Below are 25,253 nucleotides of genomic sequence, written 5' to 3' on the forward strand. Positions count from 1 at the left end.
TTAATTTAATGGTCAAATGTGTAGATTCTGAAATAACCATTGAAAGGGCTTTTTCAATGATTTTATGGATTGTAATTGCAATAATTCGAACTTTTTGATTTGCTTGTCAGATGTTTGTTCGTTGGTTTCCTCGTCGCTTTCTGTGCTGATGATGGTCACAGTACCCTTTTGAAAATCGAACTGATAGGACGTTTCATCCCCGGATATTCTTTGAGTAATACTTTCCTCATATTTGATCAATTCGAATGCGTGGTTTTGGTATTTAAACCGATATTCATGAGAGGACCATGACGTACATTCCCGGCATTGCCATATGTAAAAGTTTATCTGAAGTTCACCATTTGGGAGTATCTGACCCCCTTTGAAAGGTTCATCCATTGTGGGGGTGGTTCGGTTAATGATAAACGTATTGGATTGCAGTACTTTTTTAATTTTCCCATTTCCTTTTCCAAAGTATATTCCTAGTATTCTGGGGTTCGTTTGAAGGGTATCGCTTTCATAACCGTCATGGTACTCAACAGTCTCCTGAATAGAGCTTTGAATTGCAAATGCTACATCTTCGATTCCATCTCCGTTTAGATCTCCTCTAGCTTGGGACAATAGTTGCCAACCCAATGGGATGATTTCTTCTATATTCCTTCCTTTGGCAGGCAATTCAGGATAGTCGGAATTGCTTTGGGCATAAAGCCCATGGGCTAGGAGAAACATCCCTAAAATGAGTGTCTTTAGATTAGTCATGGAGTATTTGTCTTTAGAATCAATTGATTTCCTTGATAAACGTAGATGGCATTGGTGACCTGGGTGCTGAATTCTTCACCAGGTTTCAAAACCAATTGATTAGATTTTATCGCGAAAACAAGGCTGTTTCCTATCTCTTGAATATCTACTTTCTCGGTTAGATACTGCCCTTCTTCAGTCCCTTCGATATCCAGGGTTCCTATGTGTTTTATACGCTCTTTTTCAAGAATAAATACCTCTCCACCAAAAGGATATTCAAAAGCTTTCTGGCAAATAATTATGATTTTATTTGAAACCTCGGTTTTATAAAAATGGGGTTCAAAGAGATAGTAGTCGCCATGGCCATGTGATTGAAAAACCACATTATTTGCTGAATCCAGTATCAGCAATCGATCACCCCAATCGGATTGGGATTCATCGCTTGATGTATCATGCTTTCCCTTTTCGGGAATGTAATTGCCGGTAATAATTTTTTGTCCATTTAATTCATAGGCCTGGTCAACCTCGAATTTGTCCAATTGGAAGTTTTCCAGTTTCCGGGGATGGATTTTTGAATAGGATTTGGTCTCAAATCCCTCTTCCACTTCACTGTACTCTGTTCCATCAAACTTTAAAATTGAATTTTTGATCTGATAGGAATTTTCCGTTTGGCAGTCCTCCTCCTCATTTTCATATTCTTTCGTTTCTGCGATTTTATTGTTGACCCAAAGGTCAAAGTAGCCCTTAGTCTTATGGGTGCCTGGAAATACTATTTTTTCCTCGTTGACAAATTCACCGGCACAATTTCCATCCCATTCTCCACTAAAATCTTTGATGGCGTAATTGGAAAGGATTTTTTCAAGTGTATCACCTGATTTGATGAACAGGGACCAGGTTTGATTGGAATAGGGATTTACTCGGGACATTCCTAAAAAATTGACCTTTATTCCATAAGCTTTCATTTCCTCAGAAAGTTGAAACTGTGATGTGTCGATATTTATTTCTCGCAGTTCAATTGCGTCGGAGATCCATTGGTTGGTTTGATTACTTTCAAAATATCGATGTGTGATTTTTCCTTCGCGGTTGTCGGTTATGATGACGTGACTGTTCAATTCAAAATACTGTTCCCCTTCATCGACAATTTCAGGGATGACCAGGAATGTTTCATCCGGATTTTCTGGATAGACCCTTGTCTTGATCATGCTGGTTTTTGTCTGCACCCAATCCAATCCAAGGCTCACTATAGCGGCATCGATCAGTGTAAAATCTTTAAAGGTTTTGTTTAAGCTTTGTGAAGCTACTTTTTCAATTGTACCATCCCATCGGATTTCGAACTCTATTTGCTCGACTTCTTTGCTGTTGCCATAAAATATTCGGTGTAGGGTAAGCCTGTTTTCACTGATCCGCGAGACTACCTGTGACATACCTTCAGCAATTTCATCATAGGATACCAATTCATGATCAATGATTTCCCCCTCAGTATTGTAGTTGATGAGAATGCTTTCCATTTCATGTTCACTTTTTAATAGCGTTACAACGACGGAATGATAGTCATTCCGAATAGGGATTGTGTAGATGTCGATAGCCCTTGCATTTTGATCTTCAAAATTGAGATCAGGATACAATTTGTCTAATTTCAAGGCCTTGAAATCTATTTGGGCAAAGTCATTCTCATCGATGAAACTGTCAAAACTGGTGTTTTCTATTTGAGGTAATGTTTTGGTTTTTGAAGAATTAAGCGTTTCAAGAAAGCTTTTTTCAACACCTGTGGACAAAGGCTCTTTAGCTCCATTAATTATCTCAATGGCTCCGGAAGTGTTTTTGTCTTTTTGGGTGCTGGGACCGCAGGAAAAGATTAATAGAAAAAAAACAAGGCGAAAGGATTTCATTCGGTGAGCTTATTTTTAGGAGAAGTTGTATTTGGTGTCTGATAAATTGAGTTTGGTTTTAGCATGACTCGACTTGTGTTTTTTTGGAAATATTAGCCAGTATGTCCCATGTTAGGTACAACCCTAGAGTAGGGTGGGTGCAAATGGGGAATTTTTGTCATTTATTTTATTAATTTAGTTTTACCCTTTATGATGTGATATTTCGTTTTTTGTAGCATAGTGGCAATGTAATTTTCCTCTACCACCACATTCCCACCACCACCTCCTCCTACATTCATGACGGTAATGTTTATTACCCCTGAATTAGGATCTTTATCAAGTGTCAAATCATTAAAATCATAACTGCTTAATTGAAAGCCATTATTACTTTTTAAAACCAGAATATTATTTTCATAAGAGATATTTTGGGGCATTGCCTTATTTACAGAACCCCATTCTTTTATCAGGAAATCCTTTAAAGCCAGCGTGATTCCTTGAATTTCCGAATCAACGTCTTTGTCAGGGTTGATGTCTAATTCAACTTCGGTCAAATCCGATTTTTGGGAATCGACTAATACGATGAAATCCTCGCTGTATTCAAACCGGTCAGTCTGTGTCCATTCCCAGGATTTTGATTCCCGGATGTTGATTCCGGTAATTTTTGATTGGACAGTAATTGTTTTATTGGATTCATCCTTTTCAATTAGAATCTCTTCAAAAGTGCTTTGGAAGGTTGCCGAATTAGGAATACTTGGGCAGCTTTTTAGCTTATCAATTGCAATGCTGTCCTTTGAAAACCACTTTCTTAGAAAGTTCAATTGGGTATCCGAACACTGATAATCCAAATCAAGAGCAGTTACTATTTGGCAATAGAGGACTTTTGTTCCATCTGAATTATACCCCCATTCACATTCGTTCCCGATATCAAAAGCGATATAGCCCAACGCTGCTCTTTCGACAGGACTGATGTTATGAAGGTAGGATTGGTTGATGACTATGGTGCTTACTATGGCCTTGACTGATTCATCATAGCGGTCCTCACGGGTTAAAAATTGAATGGGTAAGTTTCCCGAACCTATCTTTTTTGCTTTCAGCACCCTTTCCACTACTTTCACAACTTCCTCGTCCCCGGCCATGTGGATGCTGTCCTTTTTCCATTGAATGACAATCAAATCTCCCGGTCTGAAATTGTACTCTTCATTCTCAGTCCATTCCCAGTTGTAGACGAAAGAAAGATTTTTGCCTTTTTTTCTTCCAATTAGATACCAGTAATCAAAGTCATCGTTGTAGTCTATAAATTCAATGGTGTCCGACTGGATTTCGTTATAAAGTCTGGTGTCATGCTGGAGGGTTGTGCTGTCAAGTAGATTTTGTGCTTGTTGGTTTATTAAAGTGTCTGGCTTTTCTTTTACCAATTCTCTTTCAATAGCTTTAGCTTCAGGTGCGGCCTTTTTTTGCCCACTTTGTTGGCAGGCAGAGGTAAAAATTAAAAATAGGATAATCAGGTATTTCATTATTCTTTCGTTAGATGACATCTATTACTTTTTCTAGGATATAATGAGCAATGGCTATCACTACGGTAATTACCAATAATACAGCCATCTGTATAGTTTTTTTATTGGGTTTGTTTTTCAGTTTCTTTCGGAGATAAAATACATCCAGAAGGATAAAACAGGAGGCTATGATCAAGCCGATCCAAAACCCAACATGCAACAGTCCGATTTCAAAAAACAAATGCAAAAGATACCACATGCCATTTTCGGCGACATCGTTGGGTCCCAAAACGAGCCTCATATAACCCATGCCCAAAAGCAGGCATAGCATCGTCCAAATGAAGTAGGTCAATATGAGTTTTAAGAAACGCATCGTTTTTGCCTTAATTTATTTTTTCCTTCGTGCAGAGCATTTCCCTTTGAGCTTCCTTTGGCATCCATTGTAGCTGTTCAACCAAATGCCTGTCCTTTAGGCTTAGTCCTTGCTTTACGTCACATACATAGATAAAAGCATCTTGTTGCTTGCTGCTTTGGGTCCTGTAAACTGTATGGGTCAAGATCCAATCCTGGTCTTTAAATATTATGTGGTGATCGGCCTCTAATATTCCGCCATCAGGAAATACTGTTTTTATTACAAAACCGTCTTCCTCTGGCTGCACATCCATAATTTGGTTTCCACCATCCTCCGAAAAATTGATGGTTTTGAGAGCGAACAGGTACTCATCTCCTTTTTTTATAAAGAGAAAAAGTTCATCACCTTGATAAGGATCCGCGCTCACTATTTTATCCAGTATTTCGTCCTTGTTTATGTCGATATCCCTTATGAAATAATGTTCAGCATTTTCAAAATCAGAAATGTCATAGGCCATTGGTACTTCCTGATCTATAGGGTCTGGATTTTCATTGTCATCATAAAATCCCGATTCGAATAGCGTTTCAAGTATTTCTTTTTTTGCAGGACTGAGGTGGGAGGCAAAATCGGAATCGACCTTTGGATGTGGGCCATCAAATAGGAAAAAAAGGACCGACTTTGCCTTGTTGGACCTTAGATCGTCAATTAGCTCATATCTTTCCCCTACCTTGATGTATTTCAATGTCAAATCCTGAAAGAAATTGACCCCATCTTCTTGCCAGACCCCATTATCTGCTATACCAATTAACTTCGATTCAAATTCTCTGAACTTCTCTTGAGACAGTAAATGAAAGAAGTAATCTATGTAAGCGTAACTTTCCTCGTATAGTTCGTTGGGTTGATTACTTTTATTGTTCCAGCCAAAGTAATCCATGAATTGTTGAAAGTCAGCAGGAAACTGTTTTAAAAACAGTTGGTCATTTTTGTCTTTATAGGCCTCTTTGAGTTGTTCAATTTCAATAGTCTGGACTGAAGAAGGGGGGGAGGGCTGGTCGGATATAGTTTGATTTTTGGAATTCTTCTGATTCTTCGTTTCAGATCCATTCCAGGATGATTCAATGACTCCATTTTCGTTGACATTATCCTCCTTACAGCTTAGTGTAATCAATAAGCAGGCAATCACTGACCAGTATCTTATGTTTTTAAATTTCTTCATAAGTCTATGGTCTAAGGACAGGTGCTGACTGGGTTTCCACAGAGTGATGTAGCATCAACCCATCCTGTTAAACCTTGGTATTCGATTTTAACCCAATTTTGCTCTAAATCGATAATATTTAAATCCGCGTCCATTGGTACAATGCCAATCTGTTTTCCAGTTTTAGGTATGTCAAAGACTGATTTCTCACGATTTGCTCGAATTCCTATTTCGGAGTGGTGTACCCATGTAATACCTTGTGGTTTTGTCAATTCACCCTCATTTATAGACTCAATCTTTAAAACCCTAAACCAACCATTTTCTCCACTAACTATACTGAAGATATAGCCATTACCTTTTGTATTGAGAGTTTGAATAACATTGCCATTAGGCTTGTCTCTCAGTTTGATTCCGTCGGTCTTAGCGTTCCTGACATAAACCTCCAAACTGGAAAATTTGGGGGTCTTTGAAATAGAATATTCAAGCTCGCCTTTTGGGTTAACTTGAATTGTGATTGTTTCCTGGGTCAGCGTATCAATGACCTCTTCGTTGTTTTGATAGACTGATCCCCAGATCACTTTGGTAAAAACAATTGATTTATCTTTGATGATCTCATAATCTATGGTCACGCTTTTGCCGTTGTCAAAATCCATGGCTTTCCCCAAATAAAAGGAGTCAATTGCCTTGAAGTCCTTATTGTGGCTATAGAGATAATATTCTGTAAAGGAATCGGTGCGGTTCACAAGACTTAAAATGTCCTCTTGGTCATTGGTTAAGGCTATTCTTTGCCCATAGAAATTTCCCATTGAATTACACTCATTTGAAAGGATTGGATAATACTTAGCTAATGCTTCTTTATCTAATAATCCATGGAGAGGTAAAGCGGTATCTTGATTTGGCTTTTGTTGTGAATGGTTATTGGTTTCCTTGTCAAGGGAAACAAGGTTTGTAAGACCTTCCACTTTGAAATGTTCACCTTCTCTGAAAAAGTTGATTTCACCACAATACAGAGAGGTGTCAGGAGGACATGGTTCATAGTAAAACTCTGCCAACCTATAATTGATATACATGCCCAGTTCTTCACTTACAAATCCTCCCAAATCCTCTTCGTGGTCTATAAAGTAACCGGTGCCTGCATCACCTAGAAAACCAATGCTCATACCGCCTAATTCATAAAAGTAGATGGCGCTTTCTCCGCTATACGAAAGTGGTTTCCCTGTTTTATGGGCGGTCTTTAGGTGTTCCCTTATTTTTTCTTTGATAGCTTCTTCTACTATTGAAAAGTCCTTATCAGGGTATTTCACCAAATACAGATTTGAATAAACCTCTGACTGGATAAATCGCATGTTTTTAAAAAAGAAGTGATGAATGCCTATTCCTAATCCACCAATCGACACTAAGACAAGAAATACCTGAATGCGTTTTTTACTTTTTAAGGTCCACTTGAACAAATTTATGCCAAGTATAAGCAGAAGAATTACCAGCGTAATTAGTATGACTATAATCAGCATAAACACAAGATTTGTATTTTATATTTTTCAAACAGCATTGGATATCCTATTAATCTATAAAGGTTTTGTTTATATGGATGTTGTATAAGGGAGCCTCTTCAAAATCAGAATTATCATGAATCACCCGGATCAAATATTCGCCCTTTTCCATTGGTTCTAGGAAAGAATCAAATTGAACCATACTCATGTTTAAATATTCTTCCAAAGTGCGAAAAGAATCATTTTTAAAAATTGAAAACTGAAATTTTTGATTTGGATCATTCGACTCAATGTCTATTTCTATTTCACTGTCCTTCTCTAGAGAAATCAGGAAAAATGTAGCATTTGCATAATATCCACCAGAGTAAGATTCAAAGTACTGATTTTCATTAGAATCTACTGCATTCGCAATGAAAATTGGCTCAAAAAAGTTGATGATCTTGAATTCACCTGTATTGTCTTCAACTTGAAAACTATATAGACCACTCCTAAACATGAAGGGTAAATCGGTTCTTTTTTCCTGAAGATCAATTTCAAATACTAATTTGCTGGGAAAGGGAGTGGTGTACCAATTCTCTATGCCTGTAAAACTGTTGTACTCGACTAGCTCTAGGTAAACTTTCTTTTTGCCAATCTCCATTGGATAAACTCCCTCGATGACTTCATATTCTCCTAGATTCTGTTTTTGGATTTCCTTGTTTATTTCCTCTTGAGAATAGCCTTCGAACATAAAAAATTGATTCGTAAATGCTCCGTTTTTTCTAAAAACCAAGTGTTGAATACCAAGGCTGCTTTTCAGACCAAAGTGGATGAATTTTCCTTTTTTAACCCTGTAGACCGGATAGAACTCGCTGAATTGATCTGAGCAATCCAGACATTCTAATTGAAGCAATCTTTCTGGATTACCTGCCAATTTTTTCCAATTCTCTAGGGTGGAAATTTCCTCCTCTTCCAAAAAATCGGAAATGGTGTTAGTTCCATTTCCATTTTTGATTTCAGCAAAAGGATAAGAGATTTGATTGAGGCTCTTAAAAACCTTTGCTTCTTCAACTGTCGGTTTGACAGCATGGCAAGAGCTTGATAAAATCAATGAAATGAGTAATATGTGAGGGAACTTAAGCCTCATGGTGTTTGCTGAATTTTGTCATATTCGCTCCAAAATCACAAATGAACCTATTGTCCAATTCATCGGCTTTTTGAGCCAATTGGGCCAGGTTTTTTATTACCTGATCCTCGTAACTGGAATACAAATCACTTATATGAACCCGGTAAGAAAGAAAAATCTGATTGTCAGAGATGGACAAACGGTGTTCACCCGTATCTGTACGCATGATGTACTCGTAAATCTCTGCTAGATTTTTCCTTGGGAGTTCATTTAATGGAGAAGTAGCAAATAGGTAATTGTTGTCATAGACAAACATCCTAATCTCGGCACTTCCCAGATGGAATTTCCAATATTCACTTCCCGTCCGAGCCAAAACCGGATCAATCTTCAAATTTTGGATGGCCTTTTCCACTTTCTTGCTGAAATCTGAGATAGGACTTTGCTCAAACAAATTTTCTTCGATATCATTTCCACAGTTGTGACAATAAGATACCTTTTCAAAAATCAAGGAATTACAGCTGGGACAGCCTATGGTTAGATCCTCGGAAAGCTGATCAATGATTTCGAGTTCTTCGCGGACTCTTTCTATCGGGATGGCAAAGCCCATGTTGTCAGCGTCAGAAAACTTAGAAGTTACGATACCAAGCAATTCACCTTTTTCATTGATGACAGGCCCTCCGCTATTCCCAGGATTAATAGCAGCATCGGTTTGAATGTAATCATTACCACCTATGACTTGTTGGGGGTTGGAAACTGTCCCCTCAGTGACTGTGAAAGGCATTCCGTATGGGAATCCTATTACCAGTAATTTGTCTCTTGTCGAAACCTTGGTGTCATGGTTTGTAGTGACAGACTGCATAGGAATAGGGAGCTGTTCAGCTTTTAAAAAAGCGATGTCCTTGCCAGGATTTGCATAGATCACTTTTGCCAAAAACCTGTTTTTCTCACCATCTTCTATGCTTACGGATTGACATCCCGAAATAACGTGAAAATTGGTGATAATTACTTGGTTTTGAGAGCTGTAAAACCCTGTGCCATAGCCAAATGCTGTATTTATTTTATAAACTGAATTTTCTAAATTTTGTAAGGTACTCATTTTCAATTAGTCTTAAAGTTTGCCATCATCTGTTGGATTGCAGCCATGGATTCTTGCATTTGAGATCCCATGATTTTGGATAGATCCATGCCGAATTCGTCTCCAAATAAGGAGTCCTCCATGATAGACTCCATGCCATTCATCAGGATTGGAGCAGCAAGATTCCAGTCCATTTGACTTGCCTGTGCCAATGCGTCAGTGATGGGTTTACTGATGGATTCATTCACTAGATTGTAATAGAATAGTCCGTAGAAACAGGACTGCATTAAATTGCAGGCATCTTCAAACTGGTAGTTGGAGATTTTCTCCTGTGCTTCGTTGTAACTGTCCTCCCAGTTTTCTCTGATATTCTCTTTTTTGCCGCTGTATTTATGAGGGACGAAAGTTTCTACTTGATAGAGATCGGATAGGAATTTTTCCTTAGGATAGTTTTTTAGCTTTTCGAGACTTGATTTTCCGTTCAGTAGCCTGGTTTGAAATTGAATTCTTCGATCCTGAATTCCATTCACAGCTTTCTCTAAGAGAGTTCTTAAATATCCCTGAGGTTCGGAGTAGAACTCTAGCTTTTTGAAAGTGATGTTGAGGGTGTACCAAGCATTATTGGCCTGTCGCTTTTCCATGTAATAGTTGAATCGCTCGAGACCTTCTGAAAGAATAGATTGACTATTGCTAAAAGCTTCCTCCTTTAAATTATCCGGGAAAGGGGAGATGCTTGGTTCCTGAAGATGGGCTGCACTGAACTTCTCGATTAATTCATCATCATAGCTGTCGGCATACAAACAGATTTCACGTAAAACTCCATAAATTTTATAGGGCTCACAGAGCTGAAGAGGACAGGAGAAAGTGAAAAAGACCATCTCTCCCTCCAGTACCAAATTGGCCAGGTTGAGCGGGTACATCCGCATTTCTGCCAACCGCCTCATCAGGGGCACTTTCTTGGAATCTTCTATAGTTAAAAAGGGGCATTTGATGATCAGGTCTGTCTCCGATTGGGAAATGAATATCAACACAGATCCATGCGCAATTTCATAGGTGTTTCCCTTTTTCTTGGTTCTCAGATTGCTGTCGATATAGTCCAAAAGGGTAGGAACTACCTGTTCAAATTGTCCGTTGTTAAAAAATGCTATTGATTCATCCCACTTTTCATCCTGTTTTGTTGAGGATTTTTTGGGATGGAGGGGAGGGAAGTAGCTTAAATTTTTATTCATGGTATTTGTTTTGGCTAAGGTTCGATTGGACCTCCAGCTTTTTGAAAAATATTGCCACCAATCCAGTGATGATTATTGGAAAGGTTTTCTTGGTTTAGAATTCTTTGGTTTTGGGCTTAATAGTCCATGGAAATGAAATTCCCATTGAGGTCATAGCTATAGGTGAAGGTCGTTCCTCCATTTTCCGGCTGAAGCAGGATTAGGTATTCAATTTTTGACCGCACTCCATCTTTGGGGATTTTCACAATAGCCATCTGAAGGGAAGGGTTTTGGATCTCCTTTTCTTCCTCCAGTTTATCTTTTGATTTTTCTACCAAGTCTCCCAATCTGCCCAGGTCGATTGGATCACCCAATTGGAACATAAAGTCGGAAGCATTCATGCCTTCAGGTACTTCAAGCCTGATGTCAGAAGTTTGTGTCCAACTATCATTGGATTGCGTCCATTGGCCCATTTTTAAAGAAGATGGATCACTGGTGACAGTTACTGAGATGATGTTTCCAATTGATTGACGATGACTGATCGTTAAATCGGTAAAGTAAGCATCCTCACCAAATTGGTCTTTCAGAGCTTCCTCAATGACAAGGAATCCATCCGCATTGGCTTCTTGAATGCTCGCGCCACTACCGCAAGCATTCAAGAATGTCAACAAAAGAAATAGACAAGGGATATTAAAGCTTTTCATTTCTTAAAGGTTCAGGATTATTCCTCTACTTCTTCAGTATCTCTACCATAGATATAGAACAGTGCTCCGCCAATTGCAATTAGTAGAATTCGAATAACCCAGCCCATTCCGGTGCCCCAGATGTCTATCCAAGACAATAGCCTGATGTTGTAATTGAAGATGGAAAGGAGCATAGAAATGATGCCCATTGCAGCAAGCAAAAGTCCGCCTTGCCCAAGTTTTGATTTGATGTCTTCCATTTATATAGGTTTTTATGTTTTTAAAAAAGTGCTCCAAGGGATGTAATATTCCTTGAGTCCCTAGATTCTTAAGGTTAATTTTGGAAACTTTTAGTTTTGAAAAAATAGCCGGTCTATATCCGTCATGCCCAGCTTTATATTTGTAATAAGTCGATGAGTTTTCGTTTTCTTAAAGAATTGAAATGAAGGTGGTTTTGGGTAAAGAAGAAATTCTAGTGCCTGTTGAACGCTAGGAAAGTTGTCAGAAAAGCTTCCTTTTTTCTAAAGGATACGGGAATTTGCTTTCCATTTTTTAAAAAGATGGTACCCGATTTATCATACTTATCAATGAATTTCAAGTTTACCATGAATGATTGATGAGGTCTTGTGAAGTGGACCTTCTCAAGTTGCTCTTCATAGGTTTTGATGGGTTTGGATGCGATGAATTTTTTTCCGTCTGTTAAATGAAAAGTAGTATAACCTTTATCGGACTCGCAATACAATAATTCAGAAAGATCGATTACCTGAAAACTATCACTTAAAGAAAGTACAAGCGTGGAATCATCTTGATACCAAACCTTTTTTGTTCGATTGATCTGTTCTTTCTGTTGCACTGAACTTTTGCTTTGTACTTTTTTCAAAGCAATCTGAAGTTCTTCGGGATCAACGGGTTTCATGAGGTAGTCCACGGCTCCGATTTTCAAAGCTTTCAATGCAAATTCTTCATAGGCAGTGATGAAAATGACTTTGAAATCCAGGTGTTCAGTTTGATCCAAAAAATCAAATCCTGAACCATCAGAGAGGTTGATGTCCAAAAATACGAGATCAGGTTTGCAGGCATTTGTGACTACAACAGCCTCTTTGACTGATTCGCATTCACCTATGATATTGATCTCAGGACTGACTGAGTTAAGTAAATTGATCAGGCCTTTTCTGATGTAGGCCTTATCTTCAATGACTAGCGAATTCATGCTTTTTGGGTTGTTTTATAGGGTATAATTAAGGTTACCATTGTTCCTTTCTCATGGTATTTGGACCTGTCCTCGATCATCATGTCTCCTTTCATTTTAAAATCCTTGGATAATATTGTTAAGCGCTCAGAGGTGATAGTGGTTGCCAGGGATTTCTTGGAGTTTGAACAAATTTCTTGTTGAGAATCGATTCCTATTCCATTGTCGGCGATGGTACAGATGAGCTGTTCTCCTTCATATTTAAGAGAGATTTCAATCTTGTTTTCTTCAACTTGACCTACGAATGCGTGTTCGATTGCATTTTCGACAAATGGCTGAATCAACATTGGGGGAATCAGAATCGATTTTGGGTCAATAGGTTGCTCGACAATTATTGAGAAATTGAATTGATTGTCTTCTAGATTATGGAGGGATAGATAGTTTTCTACCGCTAAAATTTCCTTGGAAAGTAAAACCAATTTATCCCTGGAATTTTCCAATATGATTCGAAGAAGCTTGGAAAATTTGGAAAGGTAGTTCACTGATTTAATTTCCTCTTTGTTTAGGATCATCCCCTGTAAGATCGAGAGTGAATTGAAGATGAAATGAGGTGTCATTTGGGAGCGAAGCAGCTTTTGCTCCACGATAATATTTTTGGTTTTTGTTTTTTCATTTTTAAGTTTTTCTATAAAAATAATTGCTCCTAACATCAGGGAAATCAGTAAGATGCCAATAATGGCCCAAAGGTAATATTGTCTTGTTTTTGCCAAATCCTGAGAGGTGTCCAAGACGGTTTTCGTCAATTTCAACTCTCTGATGTTGGCCGAATCCAGAGCCTGTTTGTATTTGTACTCGTATTCTAATTGTGCTATTTTTTTTACATTCTCTTGATTAAAAAGGCTGTCGTTCAGTAGTTTAAACTGTCGGTGGTTTTCAAGAGCCTTCTTGTAATTGCCCAATGCTTCATAGATTTTGGCTAGGATTTCAGAAGCTTCTTTTTGGTAATTTAAAAAACCGGATGATTTGGATATTTCCTGGGCTTTAAGCGCATGGGACAAAGCCGGTCCATACTCTTTTTGGTTCGATAAGGTTCTCGAAAGACCAATATAAGCTCCGCTTAATGTTTCTTTGCTTTCATTTTCCAAACTGATTATTTCTGACTCTGAGTAGTATTGATTTGCCAGCTTATAATCTTTTAATTTAAGATAGGTACTGCCGATATTGTTAAGGATGTAGGGGATTTCGGAGTTTGATTCTATTTGCTTACTTATCTGTAAGGCCTCTATATAATTGGTCAAAGCACTAGAGTAATCTCCCATTTCTTCATAAATGGTTCCTATTCCATTCAGGGTATTGGAAATCCCTTGCTGGCTGTTGATCCGTTCATAAATCCCCAGGGATCTTACAAAACTTTGCATTGCCTTGTCCAAGTCATTCTGAATATTATAAATAGAGCCTATATTGCCCAGGTTACTGGCCATACTTATACTATCCCCGAGCCTTTCATTGGTGTACAATGATTTTTGAAAATGCTCCTGGGCAAGAGGGTAATTGCCTAGCTGCATGTAAACATTCCCTAAATTGTTCAAACTATAGGAGACACGCTGTTCGTTTTGATTGGCTTCAGCCATGGAAAGCGCCTCTTTTAAATAGGAAATGGCTTCATCAAAATCTCCTAGCTCTTCATAAGCTGTACCTAAATTTAAAAGGCTGGCCGAAAGATTGTCACTTTCTATTACTTCTTCTATGCTGATTGCTTTTTTAAAATTTGCAATTGCATTCCTGGGTTCACCTTTATTTCTATAGGTGATGCCTTTGGCATTGTAACAATTTGCTATCCCCTTTTTAAAACCAATGTTTTCATACAATCCCAGTGCCTCATCATAGAATTGCAAAGCTTGTTTAAAATCAGATTGAATAGCTTCAGTTATCCCCCTTATATAAATACTCCTGGCCAAACCTTTTTTAAAACCAATGGCATTCGACAAGGCTTCTGATTCTGTCAAATATTCAAGGGATTTTGGTATGTCACTACTGAAAAAGGAGAAAGCGAGCTTATTTAGAAGATTCACTCTAACGGTGTCTTTTTCGGAGTGAAGAGCTAATTCGTTTTTTAAGCTATCTATTGTTTGGGTTTGCGCTATTGTAACAGTCCAAATCAGAGAGAGAAATAAAAAAATAGGAATAGGTATAATCGTAAATCGCATGCTTTTCTAAGAATATAAATTAGATACCCCTTAAATTTTGAAGATGAAAACTGACGGCGGACTTGAATCCATTATGGTACTATTTGGATTGTTTCTTGTTCGTTAGAAATCTAATTCTGACCAAAGTAATAGTTTATCTCTCTTTTTTATAAGAATGTTAAAATTTTTTGGGTGAAATTTTTATTACAAAAAATAACCGTCTCTTTTTAGTCAATAACCGCCGGGAAGAAGAATAGATCCGTTATGGTGAATTAATTCACGATTCGTAAATTAGGGGTTAGTGTTTGACATCAGCAAAAGTGGATCTCGCTCATCAACTTCACGAGCTAACTCATTTTTTTATGCTCCATCAACTGTCTCAAAAACGAATGCTCCAAAGGCCAATTAATGGGATTTCGATGGGTATTTCGTTTTTTTAGGGAAAAGGTAGTAATTAGGAGGAGGTGTGGAGGGAATGTCTACTTAGTATCTTCAAAATTTCGTGATTTAATCAATAAAAATGGTTTGACTATCTATAAAAAGGCAGGCAAGCTTTATTTTTTCAGACAGGAGATCGAACAATGGATCAAATCAGGGATCAAGAATGAAAAAATCGAAGGGATTAGCTTCAATCCTAGGGGAAAGTTCAAAGACCAGAGATTAACAAAGGTCTAACCTTATCCTGACTTTACCTTTATTTGGGAGAAAACAGAATAATCTTCGGATCACTCAGGGATCACTTTCGGATCTCCTTCGGATCACATTCGGAAATTACTGAGTAAAATCCGAAGATAATTTGGGAGAGAAGTCTATTTGATCCCTAGGAAAGTAAGTGAAGTCACAGCTCTATCAGAGGGTTATAGCTAAGAAGTCAAAGCGCTGCTGTGTTAAAATCAGGGCTTTCTCATTCTTCGGGCAGGAAAAAAAAGGATGTTAAGGGGAGTACGAAAGGTGATCATAAAGTATTGGTAAATTTATCAGGGTCATTATGAAACTGAAGTCTTTTATCTATGTTTTGAGTTTGGCCAGTGTAGAATTTATCAATTTTTCTGGAGTAGATAATATAGACGTAAAAATTTTCCATAGTATTAAAAAAAGAAAAGCCCTGCATTTCTGCAAGGCTTTTGCTCCTCCTCTTGGGCTCGAACCAAGGACCCTCTGATTAACAGTCAGATGCTCTAACCAACTGAGCTAAGGAGGAATTTTTGTTGTTTTCGCTAACCCGTTTGTTTAACGTGATGCAAACATAGCAGGTTGTTTATTTTTTTCCAAATCCCCAATGAAAAAAAGTTGGAGTAATTTTCTTTCTCTCTCGATTTCAATGGATTAATTTTTCTCTTTTTTTTCGTCTTCATCCGTTAGCTGCTTGTTTTCGGATGAGCCCTGCCATTCTTGAGGAATTGATTTGATATAAAGGTCTCTTTGTGGGAATGGGATTTCGATGTTTTCCTTTGCAAAGGCCTTGTAAATTTCTTTCATGACCTGAGCTCTCATGTCTACCCAAACATCAAAATCATGCACCCAGAAAAGTAAGCGGTATTCAACAGCACTGTCTGCAAAAGTTTGGAGGTAAACATTGGGGGCAGGGGTTTTCAAGATGCCTTCTCGGTTGAGGATTTCTAGCAAAACGGATTCTACCTTGTCTGAATCTGATCCATAAGCTACTCCTATGATCAATTCAATTCTCCTTTGTTTGTTAGATAGTGTCCAGTTGATCAAGTGCTGGGATAGTAAGTCTCCATTGGGCAGTATGATTTCTGAGCCATCGTAAGCTTGTATTTTACTGGCCCGGATTCCTACATCTTTGACAACGCCTGAACGACCTCCCACTTCAATGGCGTCTCCAATTTGGATAGGGCGCTCAAATGCAAGGATGATTCCAGAAACTAGGTTGTTGATGATTGTTTGGAGGCCAAAACCAATGCCAACTGACAAGGCTCCTAGTACGATGGCTATATTGTCCAGAGGAATGCCCGCAGCGGTTACCGCAAAAAGAAAACCAATGGTGAATACAGCTAATTTGATAAGAAGTACCGATGAGCCTAATCTTTGTTTTCTGTTGGTGGCTACTTTTTGGTCTTTTGCTTCAAAATAGTAGGTAAGGTACCTGGCGATGATAGATGAAAACCAAATGACCAAGATGAAAATTAAGACACTGCCATAGGTGAAATTGGTGTTGCCTATCGTTCTTTGGATTGATAAAAATTCAGATATGATATTGTTTAGGTAATTATAGATAATGAGGTTCTTTGCCAAATAGAAAAGCCATATGGCGGCGGCGAAAAAGATAAAGATCTTTTGTACTTTATTCTGTATTTCTTGAAAGTCAAAATAGGCTGTGTATTCCCTTGAACTTTTTTTACTGACTTCTATTTGTAGGTATATTGCTTCCATGATTACCAATACAAAAACATATAGGCCAAGCGCTTGAAGTAGACTGCTGGTGGCAGCTATGCCCAATATTTTTGCTAGGCTGTATCTGCCAAAGACATTGGCGATAAAAGATGCTCCTTGGATAATTAAAAATACCCTGATTAGAAAGATGATTTGCCCAGGATGGGTGAAATTGGAGCCTTTTATGTTTTTAATGATATTATAGGCAAGAGAGACGCTGACTACACTTAGTATTAGCAATACCCATCTTTCTTCATAAGCTTTTTCCGAATAGAGGTTACTAACGCTATAAATAAGGAAAATGACTAAGAAGATCATCCAGTAGGAGTAGGCCTTTTGGTTCACAATTGGTGTGATCAGTACCGTGGTGGCCAATATCATGAGGGTCAGTAAAATGACGTTTAGTACAATCGGAGGGGAATGGTAAAGGAAAGGAGTTATTGGTAATATGATCAAAAGGGATGAAAAAATAGGATTGCGAGGGACGAATTTCGTTCTTTTGAATATAAGGTCTGCAAACTCTTTTTCATCTTTAATACGCCTGATAAGGTTTGTCAGCCAGACCAATATGAGAATTGCTAGTACTGTTGTGATCAAAATAGTAGGGATATTTGCTGCCATATATCCCTCAAAAATGATTTTGTTGATAGTGTAGGACCGGTGAATGATTTTTGTTAGGTCTTTATCTTTGCTATAAGATATGGGGTCCCAAATATAATTGACTTCTTTATCAAAAATTTTGGCTTCAATAGCAGTCTCTAGTTGATTGATTTCATCACTAAAGTCATCGATGTCTATTTGTGCATTCGAAATTCTACTTTGAAAACTGGCGAGGCTCAGTTGCTTGATGAAATATAAACTGTCGACTCTATGTATTCTATGATGAAGCTCTTGTAATTGGTTGCCGATGGAGGGCAATAGGATGCTATCGTAATTTTCAGGATAAATTACAGGGTCACTTTGTATTACCGTAAGGCTGTCGTAGATAGACTGGATTTCTTGGTTTCTGCTATCTATAATTTCTTTCCAAGAGCTTATGTTTTCAGTTTCGTTGTTGATGAAATTTTTGAGTGCGGATAAATACCTGACATTAATGTCTGCTCCTTGGTTTTCTAGTCTATCTCTGATAATGGTTATTCTTTGTTCAATTAAGGGGAGTGAACTTGCAATGACGGTGGTATCTATTTCCCTTTCGAGTGTTTTGCTAAAATGGTTGGTAGCAATGGCGTAATTTTCTAGGGTGGCTATGACCGAGGTTACAGATTGATGACTGCTTGAGTCAGGGCTGTTGAGCTTTCTTTCCTTTGTGCTGTCGCTGCCTAGGTTCAATAGAGAGTCTCCAATATTTAGAAGGTCTCCAGAGGTTTGGGAGCCCAGTGATGGATTTGATATAATGCAAAAGGCTATGGCGATAAAAATGTAGAGGAGTGGCCTTTCAGATCTCATGTCTGTACTTGTGTATTGGTTTGACTAAAAATAATAACAATTCTTATTTTTTTATCATAATTTTTGGCTTTTCGAATCTTTAGTAGATCCGAATCACCTGAGTTAAAGTAAAAATATTGTATATCTATGAGTGATTAAGGAAAATAAATAAGATTATGTAAGAGGTTTATTGATATTTTTATTTTGTTAAATTTGGAAAGGAAAATAAGGAATCAAAAAATAATTGAGATTTAAATGCAAGGTTTAAAAAAGGTTTTTGGATTATTGGTTTGTGTGCTGCTGCTGAGCTCTAGGGTTTTCGCGCAGGGAGAGGATGAATCAAAAATGGATTGGTTTGGTGAGGCTAAGCTAGGTATATTCATTCACTGGGGAATTTATTCTGTGAATGGAATCGATGAATCCTGGTCATTTTTCAATGATTATATTTCTTATGAAGATTATATGAAGCAGTTGGAAGGTTTTACCGCAGCCAATTATGATCCAGAAAGATGGGCAGAATTGATCAAGTCTTCAGGGGCGAAGTATGCTGTGCTTACTGCAAAACACCATGATGGAGTTGCGTTATGGGATAGTAAAGTGAGTGATTTGACTGTAGTGAAGAAGTCGCCTGCGGGTCGTGATCTAGTAGGTCCATTTATGGATGCACTTGAGAAGGAGGGGTTGAAAAAAGGGATTTATTATTCTGTATTGGATTGGTCTCATCCTGATTATGACCGTAAGACAAGAACTGAATACCGCTATAAGAATGACCCGAAGCGTTTTCAAAAATTTGTTGATTTTAATTTCAAGCAATTGGAGGAGCTTTCATTGGGGTATCAGCCTGACTTGTATTGGTTTGATGGCGATTGGGAGCATAAAGCAGAGGAGTGGAAAAGCAAACAGCTGAAAGAGCAATTATTAGCGTGGAATCCTAATTTGATTATTAATTCCAGGATTGGTGGTGGATTAGGTGATTATGATACACCAGAGCAAGGGGTTCCGGTTACCCGTCCTCACAGTAAATACTGGGAGTTATGCCTGACTATGAATAATAGTTGGGGCTATCAGCATAATGATCATGATTATAAAAGCCCTGGTGAATTATTACGGGTGTTTGTGGATTGTCTTCATATGGGAGGTAATCTCTTGTTGGATATGGGGCCAAAGCCTGATGGTTCTATTCCAGAGGAGGCTGAGAATATTCTAAAGGAGTTTGGTAGATGGACTTCTAAGCATGCTTCAGCTATTTATGAAACTCAGGCGGGGATTCCTGCAGGTCATGTTTTTGCTCCCACTACTTTGTCAAAAGATAAGAAGATACTCTATATCTATCTTGACTACAAGGTGAATGAGTCTTTGGTTATCAAGGGACTTAAGAATAAAATTAATAGAATATGGGTAGTAGGAAACGGTACCAAATTGGAGCACAGGGAAGTTGGTAAAATGTATTGGAGCCAAGTTCCGGGATTGAAATATATAGACATACCTGATAATGTTTATGATAAGGATATTACGGTTTTAGCTGTTTTGTTGGATGGTGAAGTGGATCTATACCGGGAAAAAGGTCAGGTGATCGAAAGCAACTAAAAAGAACTGTTTTTAATGTGGAATTAAGGAGCTCAAATGGGCTCCTTTTTTTGTTTTGATCAATAGTGAATGTCTAGCTGGGATGTTTGTGAAGGTTGAGATAAGTCAAAGTGTCATTATTTTTATGGTTTTTAGTTTGAATTAAGTCATAATGACATTGTTTTATGCTTGATTTTTTGTTGGTATGAAAATTACTGTAGTAAGGTCAAGACAATCAAAAAAAACTTTAAAAACTAAAAAATCATAATACTATGAAGCTTGTAAGATATAATAATTTCGAACCAAATTATCCTTCGTCCTTTAGTGGATTATTGGATAAGTTTTTTAACGAATCAGTGAATGCTGAGGCGAACAAATTCACTCCTTCAGTAGATATTTCTGAGGATGAGAATAGCTATGAATTGGAGTTGGCTATTCCAGGAGTGAAGAAGGAGGATTTTAAAATAAATCTAGTAGATGGTAAATTGACCATTTCCGGTGAAAGAAAGCGTAAAGAGAAAAAAGAAGGGAAAAACTATCATTCTGTTCAGAGTCAATACGGAAGCTTTAGCAAATCATTCTTTTTGCCTGAAGATGTCTCTCATGAGAAAATAGAGGCGAAATATGAGGATGGGGTGTTGCAGGTGCTTATTCCGAAGACTGAGAAAAAGGTAGTAAAATCCACTATAGAAGTGAAATAATTTAATAAGTGGGGAAACCCACTTATTTTTTTTGAGTTTAATATATAATACAGGTCCCTTTGCTAAATTGCAATAGATACGGTAAGGTGGCTTTTGTTTTGACTTCTTGTTAAAAGGTGTTAAAAACAGTGTTTCAGCATGGGATTTGTAAAATATTTGGAAACTAAGTTCATTATATACCGTGTATTTGATACATGAAACTAATTAAAAAAGGAGATCAACATGAATAGAAAGCAATTCTTCCTCAGTATTATTTTGGCCTCTGTAATCGGTGGTCTGATAGCAATAGCTGGTGTAAATTTGCTGTCTCCTGCTACCAAGGTGGCTAACTTTGAGGAGAAGCAAAATACCAGTTTTGTGAACTGGTTAAAAGATGATAAATTCAGTATTCCTGACGGAATTAATTTTGTGGCGTCTGCTTCACAGGTTACGCCTGCAGTGGTTCATATCAAGAGTACGGTTACGATGGAAAGCTCTAGAAGAGGAGGTAATCCATTAGAAGAATTTTTTGAGTTTAGGTATCCTGATAATGGTCGTCAGAGTCCTCCAAGGGAGGGACGTAGTTCAGGTTCAGGAGTGATCATATCGGAGGATGGTTATGTGGTGACGAATAATCACGTGATCGAAAATGCCAAGGATATAAGCATTACGCTGCATGATAATACAAATTATGAGGCTAAGGTGATCGGAACAGATCCTACTACGGATTTGGCTTTATTGAAAATTGAAGCCAATAATTTGCCTTTTGTGCCTTTTGGTGACTCTGACCAAACTCAGGTAGGAGAGTGGGTGTTGGCAGTAGGTAATCCATTTGATTTAACTTCGACAGTGACGGCAGGTATTGTGAGTGCAAAGGCGAGGAATATTGGGATTTTAAGAAGTGAAAGTAATAACAATCTTCAAATAGAATCCTTTATTCAGACTGATGCAGTAGTCAATAGAGGGAACTCAGGCGGGGCCTTGGTCAATCTGTCTGGTGAATTAATTGGTATCAATACAGCTATCGCGAGTCAGACTGGCGTTTTCAGTGGTTATGCTTTTGCGGTTCCGAGCAGTATAGTGAAAAAAGTGATGGATGATCTTTTGGAGTATGGTGCTGTTCAAAGAGGATTGTTGGGAGTTTCAATACAGGATGTGAGTCCAGAGTTTGAAGAGTATTTGGGTAAAGACCTTGGTGTTTCGCAAGGGGTTTATGTTGCTGGAGTTAATGAAGGTAGTGGAGGAGAAGAGGCTGGTCTGCAAGAAGGTGATATTATTGTGGGTATTGATGGAACAGAGACCAATACCGTTTCTAAGCTTCAGGAAATGGTGGCTAGAAAGCGTCCGGGTGATGAGGTGGATGTGAAATTCTTAAGAGATGGCAAGGAGCGAGAAGTAACTGCAACATTGAAAAATATTTCAGGCACCACTAAGATAGTTAAGAAAGAAGAGCCAAAAGTTGTAGGATTTGAATCGGTGACTTTCAAAGATCTTGATTTGACATTACAACGAAGGCTGGATGTTGATGGTGGAGCTATGATTGATGATATTGATAATGAAAAATGGGAAGAAGCGGGAGCGCGTGAAGGATTTATCGTTACTCATGTGGGTAGGACTAAGGTTCAGAATGCAGAAGATTTGAAAAGAGAGCTTGGTAAGAATAAAGGAGAGGAAGTGATGGTTTTGGGTATTTATCCAAACGGTCAGAAGTCTTATTTTGAAATCGAGCTTGATAAATAAAATTAGTGTTTAGTTGGTTTATGTATGTGTTTAAAGGTCATCCGTTTTGGCGGATGGCTTTTTTTTTTGTTAGATTTGATTTGACCAAATAGAATCAAAAACCCTATGGAAGAAAAGTTTGAGATAAAGGCTCTGTTGGATGTATTGGGCCTGAAGGAAATAAATAAAGGAACTTGGACTGGAGTGGAGTATGTGGATCTGAAAGGTGAGTGGTTATCGAGTTATTCGCCAGTAGATGGAGTGGAGATTGGTAAGGTGCAAGAGACTTCACGAGAGGCTTATGAGCAGGTTATTGGTAGGGCTGAGAAAGCTTTTAAATCCTGGCGTAAGGTTCCTGCTCCGGAACGTGGGGAGGTAGTTAGGCAGATAGGTAATGCTTTGCGTGAAAATAAGCCTCATTTGGGGAAGTTGGTTTCTTACGAAATGGGAAAATCATATCAAGAGGGTTTGGGAGAGGTGCAGGAAATGATAGATATCTGTGATTTTGCCGTGGGACTGTCCAGGCAGCTTTATGGTTTGAGTATGCATTCTGAACGTCCTGGGCATAGGATGTACGAGCAGTGGCATCCTTTGGGGGTAGTGGGTATTATATCTGCTTTTAATTTTCCTGTGGCTGTGTGGTCATGGAATACGATGATTGCTTGGGTTTGCGGAGATGTTTGTGTGTGGAAGCCGTCGGAGAAGACTCCATTGACCTCATTGGCTTGTCAGCATATTGCGGCGAAAGTGTTTCATGATAATGGATATCCAGAAGGTGTAAGTTCACTTCTTACTGGTAATGCGAAGGTGGGTGCTTTTTTGGCAGAGGATCCTAGGGTGTCCTTGGTTTCTGCTACAGGGTCTGTAAGAATGGGGAAGGCTGTAGGAGAGGCTGTTGGTGCTCGGCTTGGCAAAGTTTTGTTGGAGTTAGGCGGTAACAATGCCATTATTATAACTGAAAATGCAGATTTGGATGTGGCTATTCGTGGGGCGCTGTTTGGTGCTGTTGGTACTGCAGGGCAAAGGTGCACGAGTACTCGTCGTTTGATTATCCATGCCTCTGTCTATGATGAGGTGAAAGATAGGTTGAAGGCTGCTTATAAGAAATTGGTGATAGGCAATCCTTTGGATGAGAGGAATCATGTAGGACCATTGATCGATAAAGGAGCAGTAGAGAATTATCTTTCTGCAATTGAGCGAGTGAAAGCAGAAGGAGGGGTTGAGCTGGTTCCAGGTGGAGTTTTGGAAAGTGAGGGGTATGAGTCTGGCTGTTATGTTAAGCCATGTGTTTATGAGGTTGAAAATCATTTTCAGGTAGTGCAGCAGGAAACCTTTGCACCTGTTCTTTACTTGATTAAATATGATGATTTGGAGGAGGCGATGTCTTTTCAGAATGGTGTGCCTCAGGGTTTGTCTTCAGCGATCATGACTACCAATATGAGGGAGGCTGAATATTTCCTTTCTGTGGAGGGGTCTGATTGTGGTATTGCCAACGTGAATATAGGGACTTCTGGAGCTGAAATTGGCGGTGCCTTTGGTGGAGAAAAGGAAACTGGTGGAGGACGTGAGTCGGGTTCTGATGCTTGGAAAGCCTATATGAGGAGACAGACCAATACGATAAATTATAGTACTGAATTGCCATTGGCTCAAGGTATAAAGTTCGATATTTAATTTCGTAGATATTAATATTGGAAAAAAGGGGCTTTTAAGGCTCCTTTTTTTTGTTTGGTCACAGGGTGTAGGTAGTATTTTTATTGGTAAATCTCATTTTTGGTTTAATTGTTCAATACTAATTTAAACTTCAGATGAAGGGGGCTTGATGAGTTGGATGATTTTCTTTCTGCTTTTCCAGTTTTTGATTTCCCTTTCCCTGCGTAAAGCCTCCTTTTTGTTATTGAATTGTTCTTGATATACTATTATCCAGTCGTTGAATTTTCCAGTAAAGCCTTTATGGTTTGAATTGTGTTTTTTTACCCTTTCTTCAATAGAGGATTCGGTATGTCCAATATAGAATTTATTAGCAGAATTAGAGAAGAGTATATATACGAAGGCCATGGTTGAAAAAAATGCTGTTAAGTTAAAAGTGAGCAGTTCTGTGAAAACAAAAAAAAAGCTAACCCTTGCTGGATTAGCTATTAAGAAGTGGGAATTGAGGGATTCGAACCCCCGACCCTCCCGACTGTTTGTCGGGATGCTCTGAGTCAACTGAGCTAAAATCCAGGTGTGTTTGAGTTTATGATTTGATGTGTTATTGGTGGGTGTTTTTTTCGAAAGTGTTATTGCTTGATGAGTTGGATGATTTTCTTTCTGCTTTTCCAGTTTTTGATTTCCCTTTCCCTGCGTAAAGCCTCCTTTTTGTTATTGAATTGTTCTTGATATACTATTTTCCAGTCGTTGAATTTTCCAGTAAAGCCTTTATGGTTTGAATTGTGTTTTTTTACCCTTTCTTCAATAGAGGATTCGGTATGTCCAATATAGAATTTATTAGCAGAATTAGAGAAGAGTATGTATACGAAGGCCATGGTTGAAAAAAATGCTGTTAAGTTAAAAGTGAGCAGTTCTGTGAAAACAAAAAAAGCTAACCCTTTCTGGATTAGCTATTAAGAAGTGGGAATTGAGGGATTCGAACCCCCGACCCTCTGCTTGTAAGGCAGATGCTCTGAACCAACTGAGCTAAATTCCCAAGAAATTTTTAAACCACTGAAGTCTTTGAACTGCTTTCAAAAACTTTTGTGGGAATTGAGGGATTCGAACCCCCGACCCTCTGCTTGTAAGGCAGATGCTCTGAACCAACTGAGCTAAATTCCCTTTTTGACGATCTTTTATCGTGTAATTGGATTGCAAAGGTAGTTGTAAAATTGATAGCTGCAAACATTATATTTAAAAAAATGTATACTTATTGATTAAG

The 25,253-nt window shown here is 38.3% G+C and carries 21 protein-coding genes and 4 tRNA genes; 4 read left to right on the top strand and 21 right to left on the bottom strand.

The genetic code is table 11. The features are described 5' to 3' along the window. Nucleotides 1-12 precede the first annotated feature (12 nt). The 16 genes from H7U17_RS01475 to H7U17_RS01550 form a co-directional block, all read right to left on the bottom strand. Nucleotides 13-738 (bottom strand): hypothetical protein, encoded by a 726-nt coding sequence (locus H7U17_RS01475; protein WP_186754055.1) that lies wholly within the window; start codon nt 736-738, stop codon nt 13-15. Beyond that, nucleotides 735-2,606, bottom strand: a complete 1,872-nt coding sequence (locus tag H7U17_RS01480) for a PA3715 family protein (protein ID WP_186754057.1) — start codon at nt 2,604-2,606, stop codon at nt 735-737. The genes H7U17_RS01475 and H7U17_RS01480 overlap by 4 nt, the downstream gene beginning before the upstream one ends. A 161-nt stretch (nt 2,607-2,767) precedes the next feature. Next, nucleotides 2,768-4,099 carry a hypothetical protein gene (locus tag H7U17_RS01485; RefSeq protein WP_186754059.1) on the bottom strand — a complete coding sequence of 444 codons (1,332 nt, stop codon included), beginning with the start codon at nt 4,097-4,099 and terminating at the stop codon, nt 2,768-2,770. A 10-nt stretch (nt 4,100-4,109) separates the two neighbouring features. Beyond that, nucleotides 4,110-4,451, bottom strand: coding sequence for a hypothetical protein (locus H7U17_RS01490; RefSeq protein WP_186754061.1), 342 nt, complete (start codon nt 4,449-4,451; stop codon nt 4,110-4,112). A gap of 10 nt (nt 4,452-4,461) precedes the next feature. Beyond that, entirely contained in the window at nt 4,462-5,646 is a 1,185-nt protein-coding gene (locus H7U17_RS01495) for a hypothetical protein (RefSeq protein WP_186754062.1), read from the bottom strand. Nucleotides 5,647-5,657: 11 nt separating this feature from the next. After that, the gene (locus H7U17_RS01500) at nt 5,658-6,971 is read right to left on the bottom strand and encodes a hypothetical protein (RefSeq protein ID WP_186754064.1); all 1,314 of its coding nucleotides are present in this window, start codon (nt 6,969-6,971) and stop codon (nt 5,658-5,660) included. Between the two features lie 214 nt (nt 6,972-7,185). Continuing rightward, entirely contained in the window at nt 7,186-8,241 is a 1,056-nt protein-coding gene (locus H7U17_RS01505) for a hypothetical protein (RefSeq protein WP_186754066.1), read from the bottom strand. Beyond that, nucleotides 8,231-9,316 (bottom strand): trypsin-like peptidase domain-containing protein, encoded by a 1,086-nt coding sequence (locus tag H7U17_RS01510; protein WP_186754068.1) that lies wholly within the window; start codon nt 9,314-9,316, stop codon nt 8,231-8,233. The genes H7U17_RS01505 and H7U17_RS01510 overlap by 11 nt, the downstream gene beginning before the upstream one ends. A gap of 2 nt (nt 9,317-9,318) precedes the next feature. After that, a complete protein-coding gene (locus H7U17_RS01515; RefSeq protein ID WP_186754070.1) occupies nt 9,319-10,524 on the bottom strand; it encodes a type III secretion system chaperone family protein in 1,206 nt (401 codons plus the stop codon). Between the two features lie 116 nt (nt 10,525-10,640). Beyond that, a complete protein-coding gene (locus tag H7U17_RS01520) occupies nt 10,641-11,207 on the bottom strand; it encodes a hypothetical protein (protein WP_186754072.1) in 567 nt (188 codons plus the stop codon). Between the two features lie 17 nt (nt 11,208-11,224). Continuing rightward, nucleotides 11,225-11,446, bottom strand: a complete 222-nt coding sequence (locus H7U17_RS01525; protein WP_186754074.1) for a hypothetical protein — start codon at nt 11,444-11,446, stop codon at nt 11,225-11,227. Nucleotides 11,447-11,658: 212 nt separating this feature from the next. Beyond that, complete coding sequence (locus tag H7U17_RS01530) at nt 11,659-12,396, bottom strand: LytR/AlgR family response regulator transcription factor (RefSeq protein WP_186754076.1); 738 nt, start codon at nt 12,394-12,396, stop codon at nt 11,659-11,661. Beyond that, nucleotides 12,393-14,381, bottom strand: a complete 1,989-nt coding sequence (locus H7U17_RS01535) for a tetratricopeptide repeat protein (protein WP_222439105.1) — start codon at nt 14,379-14,381, stop codon at nt 12,393-12,395. The genes H7U17_RS01530 and H7U17_RS01535 overlap by 4 nt, the downstream gene beginning before the upstream one ends. A gap of 1,135 nt (nt 14,382-15,516) precedes the next feature. Beyond that, nucleotides 15,517-15,672: a GIY-YIG nuclease family protein gene (locus H7U17_RS01540; RefSeq protein WP_317172668.1), complete on the bottom strand. Its 156-nt coding sequence runs from the start codon at nt 15,670-15,672 to the stop codon at nt 15,517-15,519. Nucleotides 15,673-15,688: 16 nt separating this feature from the next. Further along, nucleotides 15,689-15,762 (bottom strand) — tRNA-Asn (locus H7U17_RS01545). A 125-nt stretch (nt 15,763-15,887) separates the two neighbouring features. Beyond that, entirely contained in the window at nt 15,888-18,401 is a 2,514-nt protein-coding gene (locus tag H7U17_RS01550) for a mechanosensitive ion channel family protein (RefSeq protein ID WP_186754081.1), read from the bottom strand. A 234-nt stretch (nt 18,402-18,635) separates the two neighbouring features. Here H7U17_RS01550 and H7U17_RS01555 point away from each other — a divergent pair, with 234 nt between their 5' ends. The 4 genes from H7U17_RS01555 to amaB all read left to right on the top strand — a co-directional run bounded on the left by H7U17_RS01555 (nt 18,636) and on the right by amaB (nt 24,016). After that, complete coding sequence (locus H7U17_RS01555; protein ID WP_186754083.1) at nt 18,636-19,967, top strand: alpha-L-fucosidase; 1,332 nt, start codon at nt 18,636-18,638, stop codon at nt 19,965-19,967. A 251-nt stretch (nt 19,968-20,218) separates the two neighbouring features. Next, a complete protein-coding gene (locus tag H7U17_RS01560; protein WP_186754085.1) occupies nt 20,219-20,647 on the top strand; it encodes an Hsp20/alpha crystallin family protein in 429 nt (142 codons plus the stop codon). Between the two features lie 222 nt (nt 20,648-20,869). Further along, the gene (locus H7U17_RS01565) at nt 20,870-22,366 is read left to right on the top strand and encodes a Do family serine endopeptidase (protein WP_186754087.1); all 1,497 of its coding nucleotides are present in this window, start codon (nt 20,870-20,872) and stop codon (nt 22,364-22,366) included. A gap of 105 nt (nt 22,367-22,471) precedes the next feature. After that, nucleotides 22,472-24,016, top strand: coding sequence for an L-piperidine-6-carboxylate dehydrogenase (amaB, locus tag H7U17_RS01570; protein ID WP_186754089.1), 1,545 nt, complete (start codon nt 22,472-22,474; stop codon nt 24,014-24,016). Between the two features lie 123 nt (nt 24,017-24,139). Here the strand turns inward: amaB and H7U17_RS01575 are convergent, their stop codons facing one another. The 5 genes from H7U17_RS01575 to H7U17_RS01595 all read right to left on the bottom strand — a co-directional run bounded on the left by H7U17_RS01575 (nt 24,140) and on the right by H7U17_RS01595 (nt 25,153). Next, complete coding sequence (locus H7U17_RS01575) at nt 24,140-24,400, bottom strand: GIY-YIG nuclease family protein (RefSeq protein ID WP_186754091.1); 261 nt, start codon at nt 24,398-24,400, stop codon at nt 24,140-24,142. 88 nt (nt 24,401-24,488) lie between these two features. After that, a tRNA-Leu gene (locus H7U17_RS01580) sits at nt 24,489-24,564 on the bottom strand. Between the two features lie 57 nt (nt 24,565-24,621). Next, nucleotides 24,622-24,867, bottom strand: coding sequence for a GIY-YIG nuclease family protein (locus tag H7U17_RS01585; RefSeq protein ID WP_186754093.1), 246 nt, complete (start codon nt 24,865-24,867; stop codon nt 24,622-24,624). A gap of 86 nt (nt 24,868-24,953) precedes the next feature. Continuing rightward, nucleotides 24,954-25,028, bottom strand: a tRNA-Val gene (locus tag H7U17_RS01590). Between the two features lie 50 nt (nt 25,029-25,078). Further along, nucleotides 25,079-25,153 (bottom strand) — tRNA-Val (locus tag H7U17_RS01595). Nucleotides 25,154-25,253: the final 100 nt, after the last annotated feature.

This window comes from Echinicola salinicaeni (assembly GCF_014280965.1).
Taxonomy (GTDB): Bacteria; Bacteroidota; Bacteroidia; order Cytophagales; family Cyclobacteriaceae; genus Echinicola; species Echinicola salinicaeni.